Source organism: Mesorhizobium sp. M1409 (assembly GCF_040317535.1).
Classification (GTDB): Bacteria; Pseudomonadota; Alphaproteobacteria; order Rhizobiales; family Rhizobiaceae; genus Mesorhizobium.
Genome location: NZ_JAMYKV010000007.1, coordinates 70,253 through 90,698 on the forward strand (window position 1 = coordinate 70,253; position 20,446 = coordinate 90,698).

Below are 20,446 nucleotides of genomic sequence, written 5' to 3' on the forward strand. Positions count from 1 at the left end.
CGCCACGACCTTCAGGTCCGCGTCTTGGCGACTTCCTCGAGAATCCATTCGCGAAAGGCGATGATACGCGGATCATCGGCGGTACTCTCGGGATAGACCAGGAAATAGGCGAACTCGGGTGCCACCCGCAGGCCGAGTTCAAAAGGCTGCACCAGCCTTCCCTGGGAAAGGTCGTTCGCCACCATGGCGAAATCGGCGAGTGCGACGGCATTGCCGTCGAGCGCTGCCTGGACGGCATCGGTGGAGTTTTTGAACACCACGGTCCGGCTGTCATCGAAATCGCTGATGCCTGCCGCCGCCATCCACATGCGCCAGTTCGGCCATGTCACGCCTTGTCGCGACCATTCGATATGGGCAAGCGTGTGATTGAAAAGATCGCGCGGCTCGCGCAACGGCGGACCGGAAGTCAACAGGCTCGGGCTGCATACCGGAATGAGGATGTTGTCGAAGAGCCGGTGGGCGCGAAGGCCCGGGTATTTTCCGGCGCCAAAACGGATGCCGACATCGATGTCGTCGAGTTCGAAATCCCGCACTTCATAGGCGATGTCGAATCTCAGCTCGATATGGGGCTGATGCTTGCGAAAATCGTCGACGCGCCGCATCAGCCATTTTGACGCGAACTGTGCATCAAGAGTCACTTTCAGCAGCGCGGTGCCGCGCGTCAGCTTTTGCGCCCGTGAAACGGCGCGGCCAAGCAGGTCGAGCGCATCGTTCGAGGCCTCGAACAGCACCGTGCCCGCCTCGGTCAGCCGGATGGTGCGGCTGGTGCGCGTAAACAGCACCAGCCCGAGCTGATCCTCGATTTCCTTGATCTGGTGGCTGACGGCGGCCGGCGTCAGGCCCAGCTCATCGGCGGCACGGGTGAAATTGAGGTGCCGGGCCGCTGCTTCCAGCGTCCTCAAGGCGCGAGTTCCGGGCAGCAGGCGAGCCATGGTATCCTCAAAGAAAACTTGATGATCAAGAGAAAACTACTCGTTTCTCATAGCGATTTCAATCTGGCATGATCCAGCCATCGAGGCATCATCAAGCCGGATTTGATATCCGGAGAGAACGGATCACATCATGTCCATCATCGTTTTGAATTCATCGACACCCCGTCCGGCCTGGCTGATCGAGGCCCTTGACTGGCTGCGCCACGCCCGGATCGCGATCAATCTCCCACGCCAGAACGTCGAAGACCTGTCGGATCGGCAACTGCGCGACATTGGCGCAAGGCGCAAGGACATCGCACGTGCCATGGACCGCGAGATGGGCCGCCTCGGCCTTCTCGACATCGGCTGGCAGCAGCCGCGAAGGTCAGGGAATAGGCAGTAGGCAGTAGGCAGTAGGGAAAATTAAGTCAGCGCAGACGGGGTAGCCCCTACTCCCTACTCCCTACTCCCTACTCCCTACTCCCTACTCCCTACTCCCTACTCCCTACCTCACCACCCTCACCACCGTCCGATCCGACAGCAGCGGCAGAAGCCGCGCCATCGTTCGAGCCGTCACGGCCACACAGCCTTGCGTCGGCGTGAAGCCGGGGCGCGCCAGATGGAAAAAGATGGCGCTGCCGCGACCGCGCCTGCGTGGCGCCAGGTTCCAGTCGAGCACCAGGCAGGCGTCATAGAGCCGGTCGTCGCGCCGCATGCGTTCGTGGCTGGCGCCGTAGGGAATCTTGACCGGCCTGTTATAGTTGCGGTCGTCAGGCACTTCGCACCAGCCCAGATCAGGCCCGATCGCCGTCATCGCCAGACGGGTCTTGCGGCCGCCGGAGAACTGATCTCCCCGGAAATATCCCGATAGGATCCGCATCGAGGCCAGCGGCGTCGCGCCGTCGCCTTCGCGCTTGTCGGCCGAGATACCGCCCCGCCCCAGCGCGCAGGCAAACACCGTTTTTCCGGCCTGCAGCAGGCCCTGGCTTGGATGGCCGGGCCTGGCGCGCACGGTGAGCACGCGCAGCCCTTTTCGCAAAATTGCGCCGGCTGCATTGCGATCGTGTTTTTTCTTGTATGATCGTGCCACGGAACAAATCACTGTGATCGGCTGTTGTGCCGGTCAGCTTCCGCATAAACAGGCAGCGGTCAACTGAATTTTCTTTTCAAAACAACGGATTGATCCATGACTTCACGCACCATTCTGATCGTCGACGACGATGACGACTTGCGCGCCACACTGGTCGAGCAATTGTCCCTTTACGAGGAATTCGACGTGCTGCAGGAATCGACGGCGGCAAAAGGTGTCGCCGCCGCGCGCGGCGGCCTCATCGATCTGCTCATCATGGATGTCGGGCTGCCCGACATGGATGGCCGCGAAGCGGTGAAGATCCTGCGCAAGGGCGGCTACAAGGCGCCCATCATCATGCTCACCGGCCACGATACCGATTCGGATACGATTCTTGGTCTTGAAGCCGGCGCCAACGACTATGTGACGAAGCCGTTCCGCTTCGCCGTGCTGCTCGCCCGCATCCGCGCGCAATTGCGCCAGCATGAGCAGAGCGAGGACGCCACCTTCTCGGTTGGGCCCTACACCTTCAAGCCCAGCCAGAAACTGCTGATCGACCCGCGCGGCGCCAAGGTGCGACTGACGGAGAAGGAGGCCTCGATCATCAAATATCTCTATCGCGCCGACCAGAAGGTGGTGACGCGCGACGTGCTGCTCGAGGAAGTGTGGGGCTACAATTCCGGCGTCACCACGCACACGCTGGAGACCCATGTCTACCGGCTGCGTCAGAAGATCGAGCGCGATCCTTCCAATGCTGAAATTCTTGTGACAGAAAGCGGTGGCTACAAGCTGGTTCCTTAAACATTTCATTATCCAATGAGCGGCCGGGGCGGGGCCGCTTTCGGGTACGATCCAGTTGGAGGGGGTTTCTGGATCTGCCCGCAAAGGAGGGATTGGACTGACCGTTCGGGGACACAGCTAGATGGCGCTGGATGACGACATCCGCATCCTGTCCGCCGTGAGGCTCTTCGAGGGCTTCACGCAGGAACAATTGCGCCTGCTCGCCTTTGGCGCCGAGAACACCCGGCTGGGTGCCAACCACAAGCTTTACCGCGAGGAGGACGAGGCCGATTCGGCCTATATCGTGGTCAGCGGCCGCATCGTGCTCTATCGGGAGCATGATGGCGAACGCATCCCGATAGGCACGGCGGGCCCCGGCACGATCCTGAGCGAACTGGCATTGATCGCCGACACCAACCGGCTGACCAGCGCGTCGGCCGAAATCGATTCGGAAGTGATACGGCTCAGCCGCAAGATGTTCCGCCGTATCCTGGAGGAATACCCGGAAGTGGCTGTGCAGTTGCACCAGCGCATCCTGGAGGATTTCCAGGCGATGATCCGCCGCATCGAAAAGCTGGCGCCGCGCTTCTCCGGCTGAGGCGGAGGCGCAGATAGACTTCCAGCTTTTACGCGCTACCGAAAATGACCTGCTGTTCATGGCGACGGAACGGGGCGAGGCTCATAATGCCTTTGTCAGCCACTGGGGCGAGTGGGAGAAAAGCCGACAGTTCGGTCATCCCGCTACCCGGACCCGAGGACCGAGGTTCCGTTGACAGGCCAGAGGTGAAATCCTACAGAACCCCTCGAAGGCGGGCGGCTTAACAGGCACCGCCACCACCAGGCTCCCGGGGGAGCGAGGCATGCTGCCAGCTCGGTACGAGACGATCATCCTGTATGCCCGCAACGACGCGTTCGGCGACGGACTGGTCCGGATTCCGGCTCTGCGCGCCGCCAGAACGGCTTTCCCCGACAGCTTTATCGTCTACGGGACCACCGGGCCATCGACCCTTGAACATGTCCTCAATCGCCATGCCGGCCATCTGGTCGATGCCATCAATGTCCGGACGCCGCTGATGCAACTCGTGGCCAGCCACCGTAAGGGCAAGGAGCGGTTGGCCGTTGTCGATTTTCGCATCTCGGGGCGTTGGCTGATCCAGACCTGGGGCTCGCTTCTCGGCCGCGGGATCGCCTATGAAGCCAACTTTCCGGCCTTCGCACTTTCCTGGCGCCCCGGTCAGAAACCCGAAGCACGGCCCGAGCGCAATGCATGGCGCTACCACCGCCTCATCGAGCGTCTTGCCGGCAGACGGCTGCCTTTCGATCACCGGCTGGAACCCGCCCCGGCCGCGCGGGCGACGGCCAGGGGTCTGGTGGAAGGCAAGCATGCTCCGTTGATCATTATCGCGGCGCATGGTGACGGCGGCAAGCGACTGACCGCGGATCAGGTTGTCGCGGTATCCGACAGAATGATCGCCGACGGTGCGAACCTTATCTATGTGAAAACCCCGGGTGACGGCCCGGACATGGCTGAACTGGCTCAACGCGTGCCGAAGCTGCGGCTTCTCGATACCAGCACGGTCGAGGGTGTCGATGTCAGTGATGTTCTGCTGGCGCTCGGAGAGTTTGCCGATCTCTACATTGGCGCCGAAGGCGGTATCGCGCATCTCATGGCCACGGTGATGACGCCGATGATTATCGTCAGCGGCGGCGCCAACATGGCCCGTTGGAGGCCGCTTTCGAACAACGTGGACGTGATCGAGTCCCGCCATGCCAGTCCAACCGGCCTGGTCGCCAATGTCCCGGCGCCGAAGATCATAGAAGCGGCCCGGCGAATGCTGGCGACGCGCCACCGCGACCATCCCAATCTGCTGGATCACGCGGACAAGACAGAAGGCCTACCTTCGCAGCAGTTTCGGGACACTGACACAGACAAGGACTTGAGGCGCGCCGTTTGAATTTGTTTGGCCGCAGCGTCAGGCAGGCCTCACCTGAATATCGACACACCTAATCCAGATCGAACCGCGCGATGACAGGCACATGGTCCGACGGGCGCTCCCAGCCGCGCGCCAGGCGCAGGATCTCGTAGCCGGAGAAGCTGGGCACCAGATTTGGCGACGACCAGACATGGTCGAGCCGCCGGCCGCGGTTCGACGCTTCCCAATCCCGCGCGCGGTAACTCCACCAGGTGTAGAGCTTCTGCTCAAGCGGCACGTTGAGCCGCATCAGGTCGACCCAGTTGCCGGCGAGGCGCATGGCCTCGAAATTCTCCGTCTCGACCGGTGTGTGGCTGACCACGTTGAGCAATTGCTTGTGCGACCAGACATCGTGTTCGAGCGGCGCGATGTTGAGGTCGCCGACCAGCACCGAGCCGGACACCTCGTCATGCTCGGCCCGGATGGCATTCATCTCGGCGACGAAATCGAGCTTGTGCTTGAACTTCCTGTTGATGACGGGATCCGGTTCGTCGCCGCCCGCCGGGACGTAGAAATTGTGCAGCAGGATCGCCTTGCCGCCGGCCCGCACCTTCACCGAGAGATGCCGGCTGTCCTCGATCTCGCAGAAGCGTCGCTTCTCGACCACTTCGATCGGCCGCCGCGCTACCGTCGCGACGCCGTGATAGCCCTTCTGGCCATGGAAGGCGATGTGCTCGTAGCCGAGCTTGCGGAAGGCCTTTTCGGGAAACAGCTCGTCTGGAACCTTGGTTTCCTGCAGGCAGAGCACGTCGGGCGCATGCTCGACAAGCAGGCGTTCGACGATCGGCATGCGCAGCCGAACGGAGTTGATGTTCCAGGTGGCGATGGAAAGGGGCATTTGGCAATCCAGGACAGCGTACAGCCGGCCAGAACCAGTGGGCCCTGACGGGGAAGACGCCTTTTGACGGAGTCAGTCTGGGAAACTGCCAGCCACAAGCCGCAAAGACAAGCCGGGCAACGCCCAACAAGGCGCGGCCCGGTGCTTTCCACAGCTATTGGAGCGATTGGTCCTAGCGCGGCTTGTTGGTGTTGAGTTCGCGGTTCGCCGTGTAGTCGATGGCAAAGGTGTCCGGCGCGAAGCTGACGCCTTCCTTGGTGTTAAAGATCATCACCGTCGTATCCTTGCCCTGCGCATCGGTGATCGTCCACTGTCGCAAATCGAAGGTTTTCGGATCGAACATCATCGTGATCCTCGAATTGCCGAACACCGATTTGTCGGCGAGCTGGATGGTGGTGAGGTCATCCTCCTCCTTGACGCTTTTGACACGGTCGCCGGAGAGGTCGATCCTGTTGTCGAGCAGCAGCTTCAAAGGCGTCTTCGACAGCGGATAGAGATCGGACGTGTTGAGCCTCTTGTTCAGGATGACCACCGACTTGCCGTCTGAAATCACCCGGAAGTTTGAAGAGCCGTCATAGTTGAAGCGAATCTTGCCCGGCCGTTCGAGGAAGAACTTGCCACCGGTTTGCTCGCCCTTGGGACCGAACTGAACGAATTCGCCGCTCATCGATTTGACCGAGGAAAAATGGTCGGCGATCTTCTGTGCCGCGGCCGGCACGGCCGCCTGCGCCGAAGCCAGCACCTGGAAGCCGGGCACCGCGTTGAAGACTGCCGCCCCTGCGAACGCCAAGCCGAGGCCCAGCAACCGACGCCGGGAGGGAGCAAATTTGCTGAGTGCTGAAAGATCATTTCTCATGTCGGTCACTCTCATCTGATTCCTGAGTTGCTCTGGTGCTTGGACCCCCAGTTAGGCTGAAGTTTGGCGGGTCGGGCGTCCCTCAGTCGCTTCAACGTCTTGAAAGGTTCAAGGTTGCGAGACCGGGATGTCACAAGGGTCAGGCCTTCTGGTCAGAACTTGTCCTCTTCGGTCGGCACCAGGATCTCGCGCTTGCCGGCATGGTTGGCCGGGCCGACGATACCTTCCTTCTCCATCTTCTCGATGATCGAGGCGGCGCGGTTGTAGCCGATGCCCAGCCGGCGCTGGATATAGCTCGTCGAGGCCTTGCCGTCGCGCAGCACCACGGAAACCGCCTGATCGTAAGGATCGTCGGAATCCTCGAAATTGCTGTTGCCGCCACCGCCGCCGGAACCGCCCTTGCCGGACGGCTCGTCGTCGTCCTCGCCGTCATCCTCGGTGATGGCGTCGAGATATTCCGGCACGCCCTGCAGCTTCAGATGCGCGACGATCCTCTCGACCTCTTCGTCGGCGACGAACGGGCCGTGCACGCGCTGGATACGGCCGCCGCCGGCCATGTAGAGCATGTCGCCCATGCCGAGCAGCTGCTCGGCGCCCTGCTCGCCCAGAATGGTGCGGCTGTCGATCTTCGACGTCACCTGGAAGGAGATGCGGGTCGGGAAATTGGCCTTGATGGTGCCGGTGATGACGTCGACCGACGGGCGCTGCGTTGCCATGATGACATGGATGCCGGCGGCGCGCGCCATCTGCGCCAGGCGCTGCACGGCACCCTCGATGTCCTTGCCGGCGACCATCATCAGGTCGGCCATCTCGTCGATAATGACGACGATATAGGGCATCGGCTCGAGATCGAGGTTCTCGGTCTCGTAGATCGCCTCGCCGGTCTGGCGGTCGAAGCCGGTCTGCACGGTGCGTGAGATCTTTTCACCTTTCTTGTCGGCCTGGCTGACGCGGGCATTGAAGCCGTCGATGTTGCGCACTCCGACCTTGGACATCTTGCGGTAGCGGTCCTCCATCTCGCGCACGGTCCATTTCAGCGCCACCACCGCCTTCTTCGGATCGGTGACAACGGGCGTGAGCAGATGCGGGATGCCGTCATAGACCGAGAGTTCCAGCATCTTCGGATCGATCATGATCAGCCGGCAATCCTGCGGCGTCAGCCGGTAGAGCAGCGACAGGATCATGGTGTTGATGGCGACCGACTTGCCCGAGCCGGTGGTGCCGGCGACCAGCACGTGCGGCATCTTGGCGATGTCGACGATGACCGCCTCGCCATTGATGGTCTTGCCCAGCGCCAGCGCCAGCTTGGCCTTGGTCGTCTCGAAATCACGGCTGGCCAGAATCTCGCGCAGATATACGGTCTCGCGCTTGGCGTTCGGCAGTTCGATGCCGATGGCGTTGCGGCCTGGCACCACGGCGACGCGGCAGGCGATGGCGCTCATCGAGCGGGCGATGTCGTCGGACAGGCCGATAACGCGCGACGATTTGATACCGGGCGCCGGCTCGAGCTCATAGAGCGTGACCACCGGACCGGGACGGACGGCGATGATCTCACCCTTGACGCCGAAATCCTCCAGTACGCCTTCGAGCAAGCGCGCATTCTGCTCCAGCGCATCCTTGGACAGGCTGGCGTCGCGCACCACGTTCTTCGGCTCGGAGAGGAAATGCAGCGACGGCATTTCGAATTTTTCCGAGCCGATCAGCGATGTCTGCGCCTCGCGCTGCACGCGGGCGCCCGGAGCAGGGCGCGGTGCCGGTGCCTCGACGCGGGTGGCGGCATCGGAGCGGAACGGCTGGACCTTGGCGGTACCGCGCCTGACGGGCTCCTGTTCCGGCTCGAAATCCATGTCGTCGTCGGCTTCGAAGATATCGGCATCGTCGGGATCGAGCGAGGCGCCTCGGTCATTGACCATGGCGGCGAAGAATTCGGGCTCGACGCGGGCGCGGCCATCCGGGCTCATTCGCAATTCGGCGAACTCGGCCGATTCGACCCGTTCGGCGGCGCGCCGCCAGGCGGTGGAGCGCTGTTCCATCTCCGGCTCGTACTCGTCGCGCTCCTGCCTGCGGCGCACGGCGCGGCGGTGCATCCACGCGCGGAACGAGAGCCACCAATGAGTAATTGCCCCGAGCGCCAGGATGCCCTCGTCGCCTTCGTCCTCGTCATTGTCGAACAGAAGGTCGTCCTCACGCGGATCGGCGGCGGGCCCGGCCTCCATGACGGCAAAGCCGTTCTTGCGTCCGATCAGCGCCGAGCCATGGGCGAAGAGCCACAGCGCGGGTGCGGCCAGCAGGATGGCGATGATGCTGGCGATCAGCCCGGTCGGATAGCCGCCGATGACGATGCTGGGGATCTTCAGCACCATGTCGCCGAACACGCCGCCGAGGCCGGTGGGCAGTGGCCAGGTCTTGGGCGGCACCACGCAGCCCGCCATTGCAGCGGCCAGCAGGGCGAAGCCGAACCAGGACAGCCCGCGTTTGGGCAGCCTGTCGACGCCGCGCGCGGAAAACAGCAGGAACCCCCATATGACCGTCGGGACCAGCGCCGCGACGGCAGCAAGACCGAAGAATTGCATGGCGAGGTCGGAGAACACGGCACCGGCATAGCCCATGGCGTTGGTGACGGGGCTGTTCGTCGCGTGGGAAAAGCTCGGATCGGCGACGTTCCAGGTGGCAAGGCTGGCGACGCCAAAGGCGGTGAGCGCGAACAGCCCGGCGCCGACCAGCCGCCCGACCTGACGCCGCGCGAACGCCTGGATGCCGTGCCCCGTATCGGCCAGCGCGAGCGGTGCTGAAGCCCCTGAACGCATGCTCTTCCCCGTCTGTCATGGACTCGCCGGGTGCGTGGCGCACTCCGGCAGATTCGGGTCTCAGACTATCGGCGGGAAGGTTAAGGGCGCATTAACTATAAGGGGTTGAGGTGATCAAACCTCGTTACCACCGGTTGAGCCGCTTCGAATGCCGGACCTCGGCCTGCGGATCCTGATCGCCGCGGTCCTGACGGTGGCCGTTCAGAACGACGATCGTCCCCACAGTTCGGAACCGATACGGTCGACGGTTCCTGAAAAATCTTGATCACGTGATTGCGCCAAACACGCCTTGCCGGAACGGTTTGCCAAAAAAGAGGCCCGGAAATGATCCGGGCCTCAATGCGTGAAACTCCTTTCGGGAGCGTCACGACGGGATTCTTGGGGCCGGCGGGAGGAGGTTCTACCGGCCCCGCGGCTAAGCTGGCCTTACGGCACCACTTCGCCATGCTGGGAGATGTCGAGGCCTTCGACCTCTTCCTGGGTCGTCGGACGCAGGCCGACCAGCGCCTTGACGATGTAGAGGATCACGAAGGTGGCAATAGCCGTCCACACGATGGTGACGGCAACGCCGTAGATCTGCTTGCCGAGCGAAGCACCTGCACCGAGGCTGTTGATCGCCGGGTCGGCGAGCACGCCGGTGAGCAGGGCGCCGATCACACCGCCGACGCCATGTACGCCGAAGGCATCGAGCGAGTCGTCATAGCCGAACATGTGCTTGACCTTGACCGCCGAGAGATAGCACACGACGCCGGCAACGATGCCGACGATGAAGGCGCCGGTCGGGTTGACGAAGCCGGAAGCAGGCGTCACCGCCACGAGGCCGGCAACCGCACCCGAGATGATGCCGAGCACCGAAGGCTTCTTGGCGACGATCCATTCGGCAAACATCCAGGCGAGCGCCGCGGCTGCGGTAGCGACCTGGGTGTTGAGCATGGCAGCGCCGGCAAGGCCGTCCGCGGCCAGTTCCGAACCGGCGTTGAAGCCGAACCAGCCGACCCACAGTAGCGAAGCACCGATCACCGAATAGACTAGGTTGTGCGGCGCCATGTTGGTGGTGCCGTAGCCTTCGCGCTTGCCGAGAACCAGTGCGCAGACGAGACCCGCGACACCGGCATTGATGTGGACGACCGTGCCGCCGGCAAAGTCGAGCACGCCAGCCGTGCCGAGGAAGCCGCCACCCCAGACCCAATGCGCGATCGGCACGTAGACGACGAGCAGCCACAGCGCCATGAAGATCAGCAGCGCCGAGAATCTAAAGCGCTCGGCAAAGGCGCCGGCAATCAGCGCCGGGGTGATGATGGCGAAGGTCATCTGGAACATCGAGAAGACGAATTCAGGAATGTTCGCGACGCCTGGCAGCCACAGCGAAGCAGTGGTGATGCCGTTATGGAAGAATTTCGAGGTGCCGCCGAGATAGCTGTTCATGCCGCCGCCGTCGGAGAAGGCCAGCGAATAGCCAAACATGAACCACAGCACCGTCACCAGACAGGTGATGGCAAAGCTCTGCATGATGGTGGCGAGCACGTTCTTCTTGCGCACCATGCCGCCGTAGAACAGCGCCAGACCCGGGACGGTCATCATCAGCACGAGCGCCGTCGAGGTCAGCATCCAGGCGGTGTTGCCGGTGTCGAGCACCGGGGTCGGGGCAGCAGCCGGCGCGGCCGCGGCGGCGGCGGGAGCCGCTTCCTGCGCGAAGGCGGCGACCGTGCCCAATGCCGCGAGAGCGAGCGTGCCCAAGAGGGCGGCGCGTCCCGTCGTCTTCAAGGTGGAAGGAATATTCATTGAACTCTCCATTTGGAATACGTGTTCGCCGCTCAGAGTGCGTCGGTGTCTGTTTCGCCGGTGCGAATGCGCACCGCCTGATCGATGCCGAAAACGAAGATCTTGCCGTCGCCGATCTGGCCGGTCTTGGCGGCGGCGGTGATGGCTTCGACGGCCTTGTCGACCATGTCGGCACTAACCGCGACTTCGATCTTGATCTTCGGCAGGAAGCTGACCGCGTATTCCGCCCCGCGATAGATTTCCGTATGCCCTTTCTGACGCCCGTAGCCTTTGACTTCGGTGACGGTCAGGCCCTGGATGCCGACGGCGGTAAGCGCTTCGCGTACCTCGTCGAGCTTGAACGGCTTGATGATTGCCATCACGATTTTCATAAGGTTTCACCCTTTGCTGTTGCGGTCCCCCGCGTTTGTACGACTTCACCGATCCCAAAGAGCCGGAGAGTGCCCACGAGGATTCAAGCTCCGTGCCAAGTGCCGAAGCAGGGGGTTAACCCGTTGTAAACAAAGAGATTGGGAAGTGTCGCGATGCAACCTGCCCACAGCTGCGGCGAAGCATCTGCTTAAAAATTAGGCAATTTTCGCAAAATGCCTACTCTGCAGGCGATCGCTTGAGCCGGATCAGCCCTTCCTGCGCAACCGAGGCGATCAGCGTGCCGTCGCGGGCAAACAGCGACCCGCGCGTGAAGCCGCGCGAGCCCTGTGTCGACGGGCTGTCCTGCGTGTAGAGCATCCAGTCGTCGAGCGCGTGGCCGCGGTGGAACCACATGGCATGGTCGAGGCTCGCCGCCTGGATGTCACGATCGAAAATGGCGCGGCCATGCGCGAAGGTCGACGTGTCGAGCAGCGTCATGTCGGAGAGATAGGCGAGCACCGCCGACTGGATGGCGCGATCCGCCGGCACCGGACCGGTGGTGCGGATCCAGATGTTCTGCTTCGGCTCCAGCTTTTCGCGGCTGGTGTAATGCTTCAGCATCACCGGCTTCATCTCGATCGGCCGGTCGCGGTCCCAGTAACGTTTGATGCCTTCGGGCACAGCCTCGCCGAATTTGCCCAGCAATTCGCGCTGCGACAGCAAGGTGTCTGGCCCCGGAATATCTTGCGGCATCGGCACCTGGTGCTCGAGACCGACCTCGTCTTGCTGGAACGACGCTTCCAGCGAAAAGATCGCCTGGCCGTGCTGGATCGCCACCACGCGCCTCGTGGTGAAGGAGCCGCCGTCACGGATGCGGTCGACCTCGTAGACGATCGGCACCTTGGTGTCGCCGGGCCGCATGAAATAGCCGTGCAGCGAATGCACGTGGCGATCGGGATCGACGGTTCGCTGCGCCGCGACCAGCGCCTGCGCGATGGTCTGGCCGCCGAAAACGCGCTGCCAGTCGAGCAGGGGGCTGCGACCACGATACAGATTGTGTTCCAGCTTCTCGAGGTCGAGAATGCCGAGAAGCTCGTCCATGGCTGCCGTCATATTTCTCGCCCTCGCCGCGGAAGTGTTATGGCGGTTTCCGACAGGACGGACATGCAGTCAAGGGTTGAAGACCCGGCCGGCGCGCAAGGAGCGAAGATGATGGAACGCAAGGCGGACGCTAAAACCAGGCCAAGCGCGAAAACAAAGTCCGGGCTCGATGTTCTGGTCGCCGGCGCCGGCTATGTCGGCCTGGCCAGCGCCGTGTCGTTGAAGCAGGCGCGCCCGGGTCTCGCCATCGCTCTCGTCGATGCCGCGCCCGCTGGCGTCTGGCAAAGGGATGGCCGCGCTTCGGCCATTGCCGCCGCCGCCTGCCGCATGCTCGACCAGCTCGGCGTGTGGGCCGAAATCGCGCCGCAGGCGCAGGCGATCACCGAGATGATCATCACCGATTCGCGCACCTCCGATCCGGTGCGTCCGGTCTTCCTGACCTTCGACGGCGAAGTGGCGCCGGGCGAGCCCTTTGCGCATATGGTCGCCAACAAGGTTCTGAACGGTGCCTTGCGGGCCCGCGCCGAAAAACTCGGCATCGACATCATCGAGGGCGTCGCGGTACAGGGGTTGGAAACCAACGGCGCCGGCATCACCGTGCATCTCGCCGACGGCGCGACGCTGAAGGCGCGGCTGCTGGTCGCCGCCGACGGCGTCAACTCCAAGCTGCGCGACATGGCCGGCATCAAGACGGTGAAATGGGAATACGGCCAGTCCGGCATCGTCTGCACGGTTGCGCATGAACGCCCGCACAATGGCCGCGCCGAAGAACATTTCCTGCCGGCCGGCCCCTTCGCCACTCTGCCGCTGAAGCCTGGTGAGGACGGCACGAACCGCTCGTCGATCGTCTGGGTCGAGCGCACGCAAGATGCCGAGAAGCTGGTGGCCGGCGACGACCTCGTCTTCGAGCACGAACTCGAGCAGCGCTTCAGCCTGAAGCTCGGCGAAATCCGCGTTGCCGACAAGCCGCGCGCCTGGCCGCTCGGCCTCACCATCGCGCGTGCCTTCGTAGCACCCCGCATCGCGCTCGCCGGTGACGCCGCCCACGGCATCCACCCGATCGCCGGCCAGGGTCTCAATCTCGGCTTCAAGGATGTCGCCGCACTTGCCGAGGTGATCGTCGAGGCCGACCGGCTCGGCCAGGACATCGGCGCGCTCGACGTGCTCGAACGCTACCAGCAATGGCGCCGCTTCGACACGGTGCAGATGGGCATCACGACCGATGTGCTGAACCGGCTGTTTTCCAACGACATCGGCCCGCTGCGCACCGTCCGCGACATCGGCCTCGGCTTGGTCGAACGCATGCCGCGCCTGAAGGAGTTTTTTATCCGCCAGGCATCGGGCCTGTCCGCTAGCACGCCTCGATTGTTGAAGGGCGAGGCGATCTGAGCGCCGTCCTCAGTTCACCTCGAAGCCCAGCTTCTGCCGCAGCCGCAGTATGCGCTGGTCGGATATCTCGAGGCGTTTCTCGCCGCCTTGAGCGGCGCGGTTGACCATCCGCAGCAGGTCGTTTCGCTCGGCGACATCGAGGCGTTCGCGCAGGAACGGCGCCAGCTTGTCGATGACAACAGTGGTGTCGTCGATCTGTGCCGCCGCCCATTTGGCGTAGACCACCGCTTCGTCCGTTTTCTTCTTGTCGGCGATCTCGGAAATCACCGCGCGAATGACGGCCTCGCGCTGCGGCAGGATAGGCCCATTCTCGGAGACGATGGCGGTGATCAGCGTCGCCGCGGCCACCACCGGATCGTCGATCGCCGTCAACGGCGACAGGGCCGCCTGTTTGCGCAGCTTCTTGCGGCGGATGTTGCCTTGCACGCGCCCGACGACGTCCGCGACCTCGCGAGCCGCATCGTTCATCGCCTTCATTCGATACCACCAGAACGCCGCCGCGCCCAACACGCCAAAAATAGCAATCAAGAACGGCATGCCGCATCCCCCCAAAATCCCGGCGACGATAGGAGAACTCCGGCATTGCTTCAACACGCAAACGTTGCGCACGACCATGTACCAGGACGTTGGCTCAACCGAACGCCTGGTTCACGTGGCCGCAATGCATGGCAGGGCTCTACGATCCCGGCACATCGTAGATCGCGCGCACCTCGATAGTTCCGATTTCGGCCAGCGGAATCTCGGCGGCGATCTCCAGCGCCTGGTCAAGATTATCAGCCTCGATCATGACGAAGCCGAGCAATTGCTCCTTGGTTTCGGCGAACGGGCCGTCGGTGATCAGGCTCTTGCCCTTGCGCCTGCGAAGGGTCTTCGAATTTTTCACCGATTGAAGCGCCTGGGCGACGATCAGTATCCCACGCTGATCCAGCGAACGGTCATGAGCCATCGAATCGGCATCGAGCTTGGCCAGACGCTCCGGCGTCATGGCATGGAGGTCCTTTTCCTCACCATAGACCAGGCAGACATATTTCATTTCCAGCTCCCTTGCTGCGTCGAACCATAGGATGCGGCGGCGAAGGTGTCAGCATTGCCCTTGACCGCCGCCACATGGTCAAGAAGGCATGCCGCGATCCCGATGATGGCAACCGCCGCCAGAAGTCGGCCAAAGCCGGACGCCGGCGGGTGCAGCCAGAAGTCTTCCGGTCGGCAGGTCTTGCGGCCTGCGCCTTTCCACAGTGCGAAAAACAGATTGTCCATGCGAGCCTCCATCCGGCCACAAATCCGTGGCCGCCCGCAGGACGGGCGAGGCAGACCAAAGTCGACATTTTTGCACGCGCATTTTTTCGACAAGAATTTGGCCACCACCCACGCAGCGGTTCAAAGAGCGCAGTGGCCTTCGCGTCGGCGCGCGCTATAGTTGACTGGACGCCGGTTCACCCAGGCAACGAGCAACGACGACCCCAGCCACGAAACCAAGGAGGACTTCATGGACCGCACAGCAAACGCCGTCTGGAAAGGCAATCTGAAAGAGGGCACGGGCACGCTCGACACGCAGAGCGGAACCCTGAAGGGCACGCCCTATTCGTTCAAGGCGCGCTTCGAGGACGAGAACGGCAAATCCGGCACCAATCCGGAAGAGCTGATCGCCGCCGCACACGCCGGCTGCTTTGCCATGCAGTTCTCGCATTTCTTGGCCGAGAACGGCACGCCCGCCACGGAACTCGACGCCAAGGCGGTGGTGACGCTGGTTCCAGGCACCGGTATCACCGGCAGCGCCCTCACCGTGGTCGGCAAGGTGCCGGGCATCGATGCGGCGAAGTTTGGGGAGTTGGCCGAAAAGGCCAAGGCTGGATGCCCGGTCTCGAAAGCGCTCGGCGCCATCAACGTATCGCTCGACGCCAGGCTCGGCTGACAACGCCGCATCCGGTGTGAAGACCCGGCGCGAACGCTCAGGCGCGCGCCGGGGCCTACGCGCCCAGCGCGTCCAACCTGGCGCGAAGTGCGGCGACTTCCTGCTCCAGCGCCTCCAACCGCGCCTCCAGGTCGGAAGCAGGCAGGACCGACGCGCTCCGCTGTACCGAAAGGGCTGCAACGTCCACCGGGCCGCTGAGGAGATGCACGTAGCGGTCCTCGCGCTGGCCTGGTCCGCGCGGGATTTCCTGGATGAGCGGCGGTCGGCGGCCGATCAGCATATCGAGCTCGGCGCGCAGATCTTCGATCGATGAGAACCGCGCCATGCGCTCGCTCCGCGCCAGCAGTTCATGTGCCGTCTGCGGCCCGCGCAGCAACAGCAGGCCGATCAAAGCGGTCTGCGGCGTGGTCAGCGAGAAGCGCTGCGCCATCTGGTGCTCGTAGCGCTCGACGCGCGAACCGAACATCTGCCGCACCAGCCCCTTTTGTTCGAGCAGCTTCAGCCCCCGGTGCACCTCGGCCTGCTCCAGCGCCATCACCGGCTCGCGCGCCGTCTTCTGGTTGGCGGCGGCCAGTGCTGAATTGAGCGTCAGCGGATAGACATCCGGCGTCAGCTCCTTCTTCTCGATCAGGCAGCCGAGCACACGGACTTCGACGGGGGAAAGGATGGGAAGATCATCGCTCATTGGATTTGTTCGCGCCGGCAACCAACCTGCCGCCTAGACCCTTCTCTCCACCATCATCTTCTTGATCTCGGCGATCGCCTTGGCCGGGTTGAGGCCCTTGGGGCAGGTCTGCGCGCAGTTCATGATGGTGTGGCAGCGATAGAGCCGGAATGGATCCTCGAGATCGTCGAGCCGCTCGCCCTTGGCCTCGTCGCGGCTATCGATCAGCCAGCGATAGGCCTGCAAAAGCGTTGCCGGGCCGAGATAGCGGTCGCCGTTCCACCAGTAGCTTGGGCACGAGGTCGAGCAGCAGGCACACAATATGCACTCGTAGAGCCCGTCGAGCTTCTCCCGGTCCTCATGGCTTTGCAGCCATTCCTTGGCCGGCTCCGGCGACACCGTCTTCAGCCATGGCTGGATCGAGGCGTGCTGGGCGTAGAAATTGGTGAGGTCGGGCACCAGGTCCTTGACCACCTGCATATGCGGCAGCGGGTAGACCTTGACGGCGCCGGAAATGTCGTCGCAGCCCTTGGTGCAGGCCAGCGTGTTGGAGCCGTCGATATTCATGGCGCAGGAGCCGCAAATGCCCTCTCGGCAGGAGCGGCGCAAGGTCAGCGTCGGGTCGATCTTGTTCTTGATCCACAGCAGCGCGTCGAGCACCATCGGCCCGCAATCGTCCATGTCGACGAAATAGGTGTCGATGCGCGGGTTCTCGTCATCGTCCGGCGACCAGCGGTAGATGCGGTATTCGCGCAGATTGGTGGCGCCTTCCGGCCTCGGCCAGGTCTTGCCCTGCTGGATCTTCGAGTTCTTGGGAAGCGTCAGTTCGACCATTACCTCAGGTCCTTTCGGATGACGAGCTTCAGCCCGGACCAGATTTCATTGACGGCGGCCACCTTCACGTCGACAAGGTCGCGCTTCAGCGCCTCGGCGCGAACGACGCCTTCGGTGACGTCGGTAGCCACCTTCGATGCCTTTTTAGGCCAGGATACCCAGACCATGCCGTCGCGCTTGATCGCCGCCTCGACATCACCGAGGCGATCCTCGATCTCGGCACGCTGCCGGGTGAAGGCATGGACGGCGTCATATTTCAGCCGAATGCCTGAAATCCGCGACCAATCGGCCAGCCGGTCGACTGAAGAGAAATTCGCGGCTTCCATGAGATCGTCAAGGTCGTGGGGGAGCGCGATGAAGGCGGCGGTCATGCCGTCCTTCAGGCCGAGCTTGGCCGGAAGGGGCGTGTCGGAATATCCCGCGGCCGTCGGCGCCATCGTCAATACACCCTGGCCTTCGGTGCGATCTTGGCCGGGTTGATACCGCCATTTTCTTCCTTTAGCAGCAGTTCGGTGTGCACTGGCCGATAGCTGAGCGTCACCTCGCCGTCTTCGCTCACCTTGGCAAGAGTGTGCTTGCGCCAGACCTTGTCGTCGCGCGCCGAAAAATCCTCCCGCGCATGCGCGCCGCGGCTCTCCTTGCGCGCCGCGGCGCCATGGACCGTGGTGATGGCATTAGCCATCAGGTTTTCCAATTCCAGCGTCTCGACCAGATCGGAATTCCAGATCATCGAGCGATCGAACACTTTTATGTCCTTGAGCTCGCCCCAGATCTGGGAAATGCGTTCGCAGCCACTGTCCAGCGATTCCTGGGTGCGGAACACCGCAGCGTCTTCCTGCATCGCCTTCTGCATCTTCTCACGCAGTACCGCGGTCGGCATCGAGCCGTTGGCGTGGCGCAGCCGATCGAAGCGGTCCATGATCTTTTCGACCGAGGCCTCATTGGGCGAAGGGATCGCCGAATTGCGGTCGATGACCTGGCCCGCGCGGATCGCCGCCGCGCGGCCGAACACCACAAGATCGATCAGCGAGTTCGAACCGAGCCGGTTGGCGCCGTGCACCGAGGCGCAGCCAGCCTCGCCGACCGCCATCAGCCCCGGCGACACCTGGTCGGGATTGAGCGTTGTCGGGTTGAGCACCTCGCCCCAGTAATTGGTCGGCACGCCGCCCATATTGTAGTGCACCGTCGGCAGCACCGGGATCGGCTCCTTGGTCAGGTCGACGCCGGCGAAGATCTTGGCCGATTCCGAAATGCCCGGCAGCCTCTCGTGCAGAACGGCAGGATCGAGGTGGTCGAGGTGCAGGAAAATGTGGTCCTTCTTCGGGCCGACGCCGCGGCCTTCGCGGATTTCCAGCGTCATGCATCGCGAGACGACGTCGCGCGAGGCAAGGTCCTTGGCCGACGGCGCGTAGCGCTCCATGAAGCGCTCGCCTTCGGAATTGACGAGATAGCCGCCCTCGCCGCGCGCCCCTTCGGTGATCAGGCAGCCGGCGCCATAGATGCCGGTCGGGTGGAACTGCACGAACTCCATGTCCTGCAGCGGAAAGCCGGCACGTGCCGCCATGCCGCCGCCGTCGCCGGTGCAGGTGTGCGCCGAGGTCGCCGAGAAATAGGCGCGGCCATAGCCGCCCGTCGCCAGCACCACCATCTTGGCCGAGAAGCGGTGGATGGTGCCGTCATCGAGGTTCCAGGCGACGACGCCGGTGCAGGTGCCGTCCGGCTCCATGATCAGGTCGAGCGCGAAATACTCGATGAAGAACTGCGCGTTGTGCTTCAGCGACTGGCCGTAGAGCGTATGCAGCATGGCATGGCCGGTACGGTCGGCGGCGGCGCAGGTGCGCTGCACCGGAGGGCCTTCGCCGAAATTCATCATCATGCCGCCGAACGGCCGCTGATAGATCTTGCCTTCTTCGGTGCGCGAGAACGGCACGCCGTAATGTTCGAGTTCGTAGACGGCGGCGGGCGCCTGCTGGACCATGTATTCCTGCGCGTCGATGTCGCCCAGCCAATCCGAACCCTTGACGGTATCGAAGAGATGCCATTGCCAATTGTCGGGTCCCATGTTCGCAAGCGAAGCGGCTATGCCGCCTTGCGCCGCCACCGTGTGCGAGCGGGTCGGGAACACCTTGGTGATGCAGGCGGTGCGCAGGCCCTGTTCGGCCATGCCGAGCGTGGCGCGCAGGCCGGCACCGCCGGCACCGACGACCACCACGTCGAACTTGTGGTCGACATAAGTGTAGCCAGCGCTGTTGGCTTGTTTTGCGTCCTTGGCCAACTCAGCCTCCGAATGTCAGCTTGAGCAGGGCGAAGATCGAGGCGACGCCGACCGCTATGGGAAAAAATGTGTTGAGCGCGATCAGCGCCAGCTTGATGCCCTCGCCATGCACGTAATCCTCGATGATCGCCTGCATGCCGAGCCGCATATGGGTGAGCCCGGAGACGAGCACCAGGGCCATCACCAGCGCCACGAACGGGTTGGCGAGCGCTGTCCGCACTTCGGCATAGCTTGCGCCGTTGAGCGCGATCAGGAAGCCGACGAAGAACAGTATCAGTGGGATGTTGGCGATCGCGGTCAGGCGCTGGCGCCAGAAATGTCCGGTGCCCTCGCGGGCGGACCCGAGGCCGCGGACCTTCGCCAGCGGCGTGCGCATGTCGGAGTTGTTGCCGCTCATGATCAGGCTCCTCGCGCCATATAGCCGGCGATCCAGATCAGCAGCGTGAGCAGGATCGAGCCGGCCAGCGTCGCCCAGGCGATCTTCGAGGCCGTGTGCTTCTCGAGGCCGGCGCCGGTGTCCCAGACCAGATGGCGCACGCCACCCAGCATGTGATGCATCAGCGCCCAGGTGTAACCGAACAGGATCAACCGGCCGAGCCAGGTGCCGAAGGCCCAGCTGACCCAGTCGAAGGTCGCCTGTGAGCTTGCCGCCGCCATCAGCCACAGCGCGACCAGCAGCGTGCCGAAATACAGCGCGCCGCCGGTAATACGATGGATGATCGACATCGTCATCGTGATCGGCGGCCGGTACACCGTGAGGTGCGGCGAAAGAGGTCTGGCGCGGGTGGCTGGTGATTTGCTCATGGCTCCCCCAGTTCGGCGTCTCCTGCCTCAGGTGGAAATGCGGCATTGCCGCTTCCGGCTGCGACTTCGGACAGCCGGTTTCTAATGCTCTTTTTGCACC

The 20,446-nt window shown here is 63.2% G+C and carries 23 protein-coding genes; 6 read left to right on the forward strand and 17 right to left on the reverse strand.

The genetic code is table 11. The features are described 5' to 3' along the window. Window positions 1-11 precede the first annotated feature (11 nt). Window positions 12-932: a transcriptional regulator GcvA gene (gene gcvA, locus NKG99_RS08430; protein ID WP_352866237.1), complete on the reverse strand. Its 921-nt coding sequence runs from the start codon at window positions 930-932 to the stop codon at window positions 12-14. A 130-nt stretch (window positions 933-1,062) separates the two neighbouring features. On the opposite strand from gcvA, the gene NKG99_RS08435 reads away from it, so the two are divergent. After that, window positions 1,063-1,314, forward strand: a complete 252-nt coding sequence (locus NKG99_RS08435; RefSeq protein ID WP_352866238.1) for a hypothetical protein — start codon at window positions 1,063-1,065, stop codon at window positions 1,312-1,314. A gap of 102 nt (window positions 1,315-1,416) precedes the next feature. Here the strand turns inward: NKG99_RS08435 and NKG99_RS08440 are convergent, their stop codons facing one another. Then, complete coding sequence (locus NKG99_RS08440; protein WP_352866590.1) at window positions 1,417-1,953, reverse strand: L,D-transpeptidase family protein; 537 nt, start codon at window positions 1,951-1,953, stop codon at window positions 1,417-1,419. Window positions 1,954-2,097: 144 nt separating this feature from the next. Here NKG99_RS08440 and NKG99_RS08445 point away from each other — a divergent pair, with 144 nt between their 5' ends. The 3 genes from NKG99_RS08445 (at window position 2,098) to NKG99_RS08455 (ending at window position 4,715) form a co-directional block, all read left to right on the forward strand. After that, window positions 2,098-2,781 carry a response regulator transcription factor gene (locus NKG99_RS08445; RefSeq protein ID WP_352866240.1) on the forward strand — a complete coding sequence of 228 codons (684 nt, stop codon included), beginning with the start codon at window positions 2,098-2,100 and terminating at the stop codon, window positions 2,779-2,781. A gap of 121 nt (window positions 2,782-2,902) precedes the next feature. Further along, window positions 2,903-3,358 carry a Crp/Fnr family transcriptional regulator gene (locus NKG99_RS08450; RefSeq protein ID WP_352866241.1) on the forward strand — a complete coding sequence of 152 codons (456 nt, stop codon included), beginning with the start codon at window positions 2,903-2,905 and terminating at the stop codon, window positions 3,356-3,358. 262 nt (window positions 3,359-3,620) lie between these two features. Beyond that, complete coding sequence (locus NKG99_RS08455) at window positions 3,621-4,715, forward strand: glycosyltransferase family 9 protein (RefSeq protein WP_352866242.1); 1,095 nt, start codon at window positions 3,621-3,623, stop codon at window positions 4,713-4,715. 49 nt (window positions 4,716-4,764) lie between these two features. Here the strand turns inward: NKG99_RS08455 and NKG99_RS08460 are convergent, their stop codons facing one another. The 6 genes from NKG99_RS08460 to tesB all read right to left on the reverse strand — a co-directional run bounded on the left by NKG99_RS08460 (window position 4,765) and on the right by tesB (window position 12,480). Continuing rightward, entirely contained in the window at window positions 4,765-5,571 is an 807-nt protein-coding gene (locus NKG99_RS08460) for an exodeoxyribonuclease III (protein WP_352866244.1), read from the reverse strand. 172 nt (window positions 5,572-5,743) lie between these two features. Further along, complete coding sequence (locus tag NKG99_RS08465) at window positions 5,744-6,427, reverse strand: outer membrane lipoprotein carrier protein LolA (RefSeq protein ID WP_352866246.1); 684 nt, start codon at window positions 6,425-6,427, stop codon at window positions 5,744-5,746. Between the two features lie 152 nt (window positions 6,428-6,579). Next, a complete protein-coding gene (locus tag NKG99_RS08470; protein ID WP_352866248.1) occupies window positions 6,580-9,234 on the reverse strand; it encodes a DNA translocase FtsK in 2,655 nt (884 codons plus the stop codon). A gap of 426 nt (window positions 9,235-9,660) precedes the next feature. Continuing rightward, a complete protein-coding gene (locus tag NKG99_RS08475; protein ID WP_502910892.1) occupies window positions 9,661-11,016 on the reverse strand; it encodes an ammonium transporter in 1,356 nt (451 codons plus the stop codon). Window positions 11,017-11,048: 32 nt separating this feature from the next. Next, window positions 11,049-11,387 (reverse strand): P-II family nitrogen regulator, encoded by a 339-nt coding sequence (locus NKG99_RS08480; protein WP_013528889.1) that lies wholly within the window; start codon window positions 11,385-11,387, stop codon window positions 11,049-11,051. A 217-nt stretch (window positions 11,388-11,604) separates the two neighbouring features. After that, complete coding sequence (tesB, locus tag NKG99_RS08485) at window positions 11,605-12,480, reverse strand: acyl-CoA thioesterase II (protein WP_352866249.1); 876 nt, start codon at window positions 12,478-12,480, stop codon at window positions 11,605-11,607. 99 nt (window positions 12,481-12,579) lie between these two features. Between tesB and NKG99_RS08490 the strand changes: the two genes are divergently transcribed. Further along, window positions 12,580-13,857 carry a ubiquinone biosynthesis hydroxylase gene (locus tag NKG99_RS08490; RefSeq protein WP_352866594.1) on the forward strand — a complete coding sequence of 426 codons (1,278 nt, stop codon included), beginning with the start codon at window positions 12,580-12,582 and terminating at the stop codon, window positions 13,855-13,857. A gap of 9 nt (window positions 13,858-13,866) precedes the next feature. On the opposite strand, the gene NKG99_RS08495 is transcribed toward NKG99_RS08490, so the two are convergent. The 3 genes from NKG99_RS08495 to NKG99_RS08505 form a co-directional block, all read right to left on the reverse strand. Further along, window positions 13,867-14,394 carry a hypothetical protein gene (locus NKG99_RS08495; RefSeq protein ID WP_352866251.1) on the reverse strand — a complete coding sequence of 176 codons (528 nt, stop codon included), beginning with the start codon at window positions 14,392-14,394 and terminating at the stop codon, window positions 13,867-13,869. 139 nt (window positions 14,395-14,533) lie between these two features. Next, on the reverse strand, window positions 14,534-14,890 hold the full coding sequence (locus tag NKG99_RS08500; RefSeq protein ID WP_352866253.1) for a YciI family protein: 357 nt from the start codon (window positions 14,888-14,890) through the stop codon (window positions 14,534-14,536). Next, window positions 14,887-15,114, reverse strand: coding sequence for a hypothetical protein (locus tag NKG99_RS08505; RefSeq protein WP_352866256.1), 228 nt, complete (start codon window positions 15,112-15,114; stop codon window positions 14,887-14,889). The genes NKG99_RS08500 and NKG99_RS08505 overlap by 4 nt, the downstream gene beginning before the upstream one ends. 229 nt (window positions 15,115-15,343) lie before the next feature. On the opposite strand from NKG99_RS08505, the gene NKG99_RS08510 reads away from it, so the two are divergent. After that, window positions 15,344-15,769 carry an OsmC family protein gene (locus NKG99_RS08510; RefSeq protein ID WP_352866257.1) on the forward strand — a complete coding sequence of 142 codons (426 nt, stop codon included), beginning with the start codon at window positions 15,344-15,346 and terminating at the stop codon, window positions 15,767-15,769. A 55-nt stretch (window positions 15,770-15,824) separates the two neighbouring features. Here the strand turns inward: NKG99_RS08510 and NKG99_RS08515 are convergent, their stop codons facing one another. From NKG99_RS08515 to sdhC, 6 genes are read right to left on the reverse strand one after another with little or no spacing between them, the layout of a single operon-like run. Further along, a complete protein-coding gene (locus NKG99_RS08515; protein ID WP_352866259.1) occupies window positions 15,825-16,454 on the reverse strand; it encodes a YceH family protein in 630 nt (209 codons plus the stop codon). 33 nt (window positions 16,455-16,487) lie between these two features. Continuing rightward, the gene (locus NKG99_RS08520) at window positions 16,488-17,267 is read right to left on the reverse strand and encodes a succinate dehydrogenase iron-sulfur subunit (RefSeq protein WP_352866260.1); all 780 of its coding nucleotides are present in this window, start codon (window positions 17,265-17,267) and stop codon (window positions 16,488-16,490) included. Further along, entirely contained in the window at window positions 17,267-17,704 is a 438-nt protein-coding gene (locus tag NKG99_RS08525) for a DUF3052 domain-containing protein (RefSeq protein WP_352866263.1), read from the reverse strand. The genes NKG99_RS08520 and NKG99_RS08525 overlap by 1 nt, the downstream gene beginning before the upstream one ends. 2 nt (window positions 17,705-17,706) lie before the next feature. Next, entirely contained in the window at window positions 17,707-19,542 is a 1,836-nt protein-coding gene (gene sdhA, locus NKG99_RS08530) for a succinate dehydrogenase flavoprotein subunit (protein WP_352866265.1), read from the reverse strand. Between the two features lies 1 nt (window position 19,543). Next, window positions 19,544-19,939: a succinate dehydrogenase, hydrophobic membrane anchor protein gene (gene sdhD, locus NKG99_RS08535; RefSeq protein ID WP_352866268.1), complete on the reverse strand. Its 396-nt coding sequence runs from the start codon at window positions 19,937-19,939 to the stop codon at window positions 19,544-19,546. A gap of 2 nt (window positions 19,940-19,941) precedes the next feature. Then, a complete protein-coding gene (gene sdhC / locus NKG99_RS08540) occupies window positions 19,942-20,346 on the reverse strand; it encodes a succinate dehydrogenase, cytochrome b556 subunit (protein ID WP_352866270.1) in 405 nt (134 codons plus the stop codon). Between the last annotated feature and the right edge of the window lie 100 nt (window positions 20,347-20,446).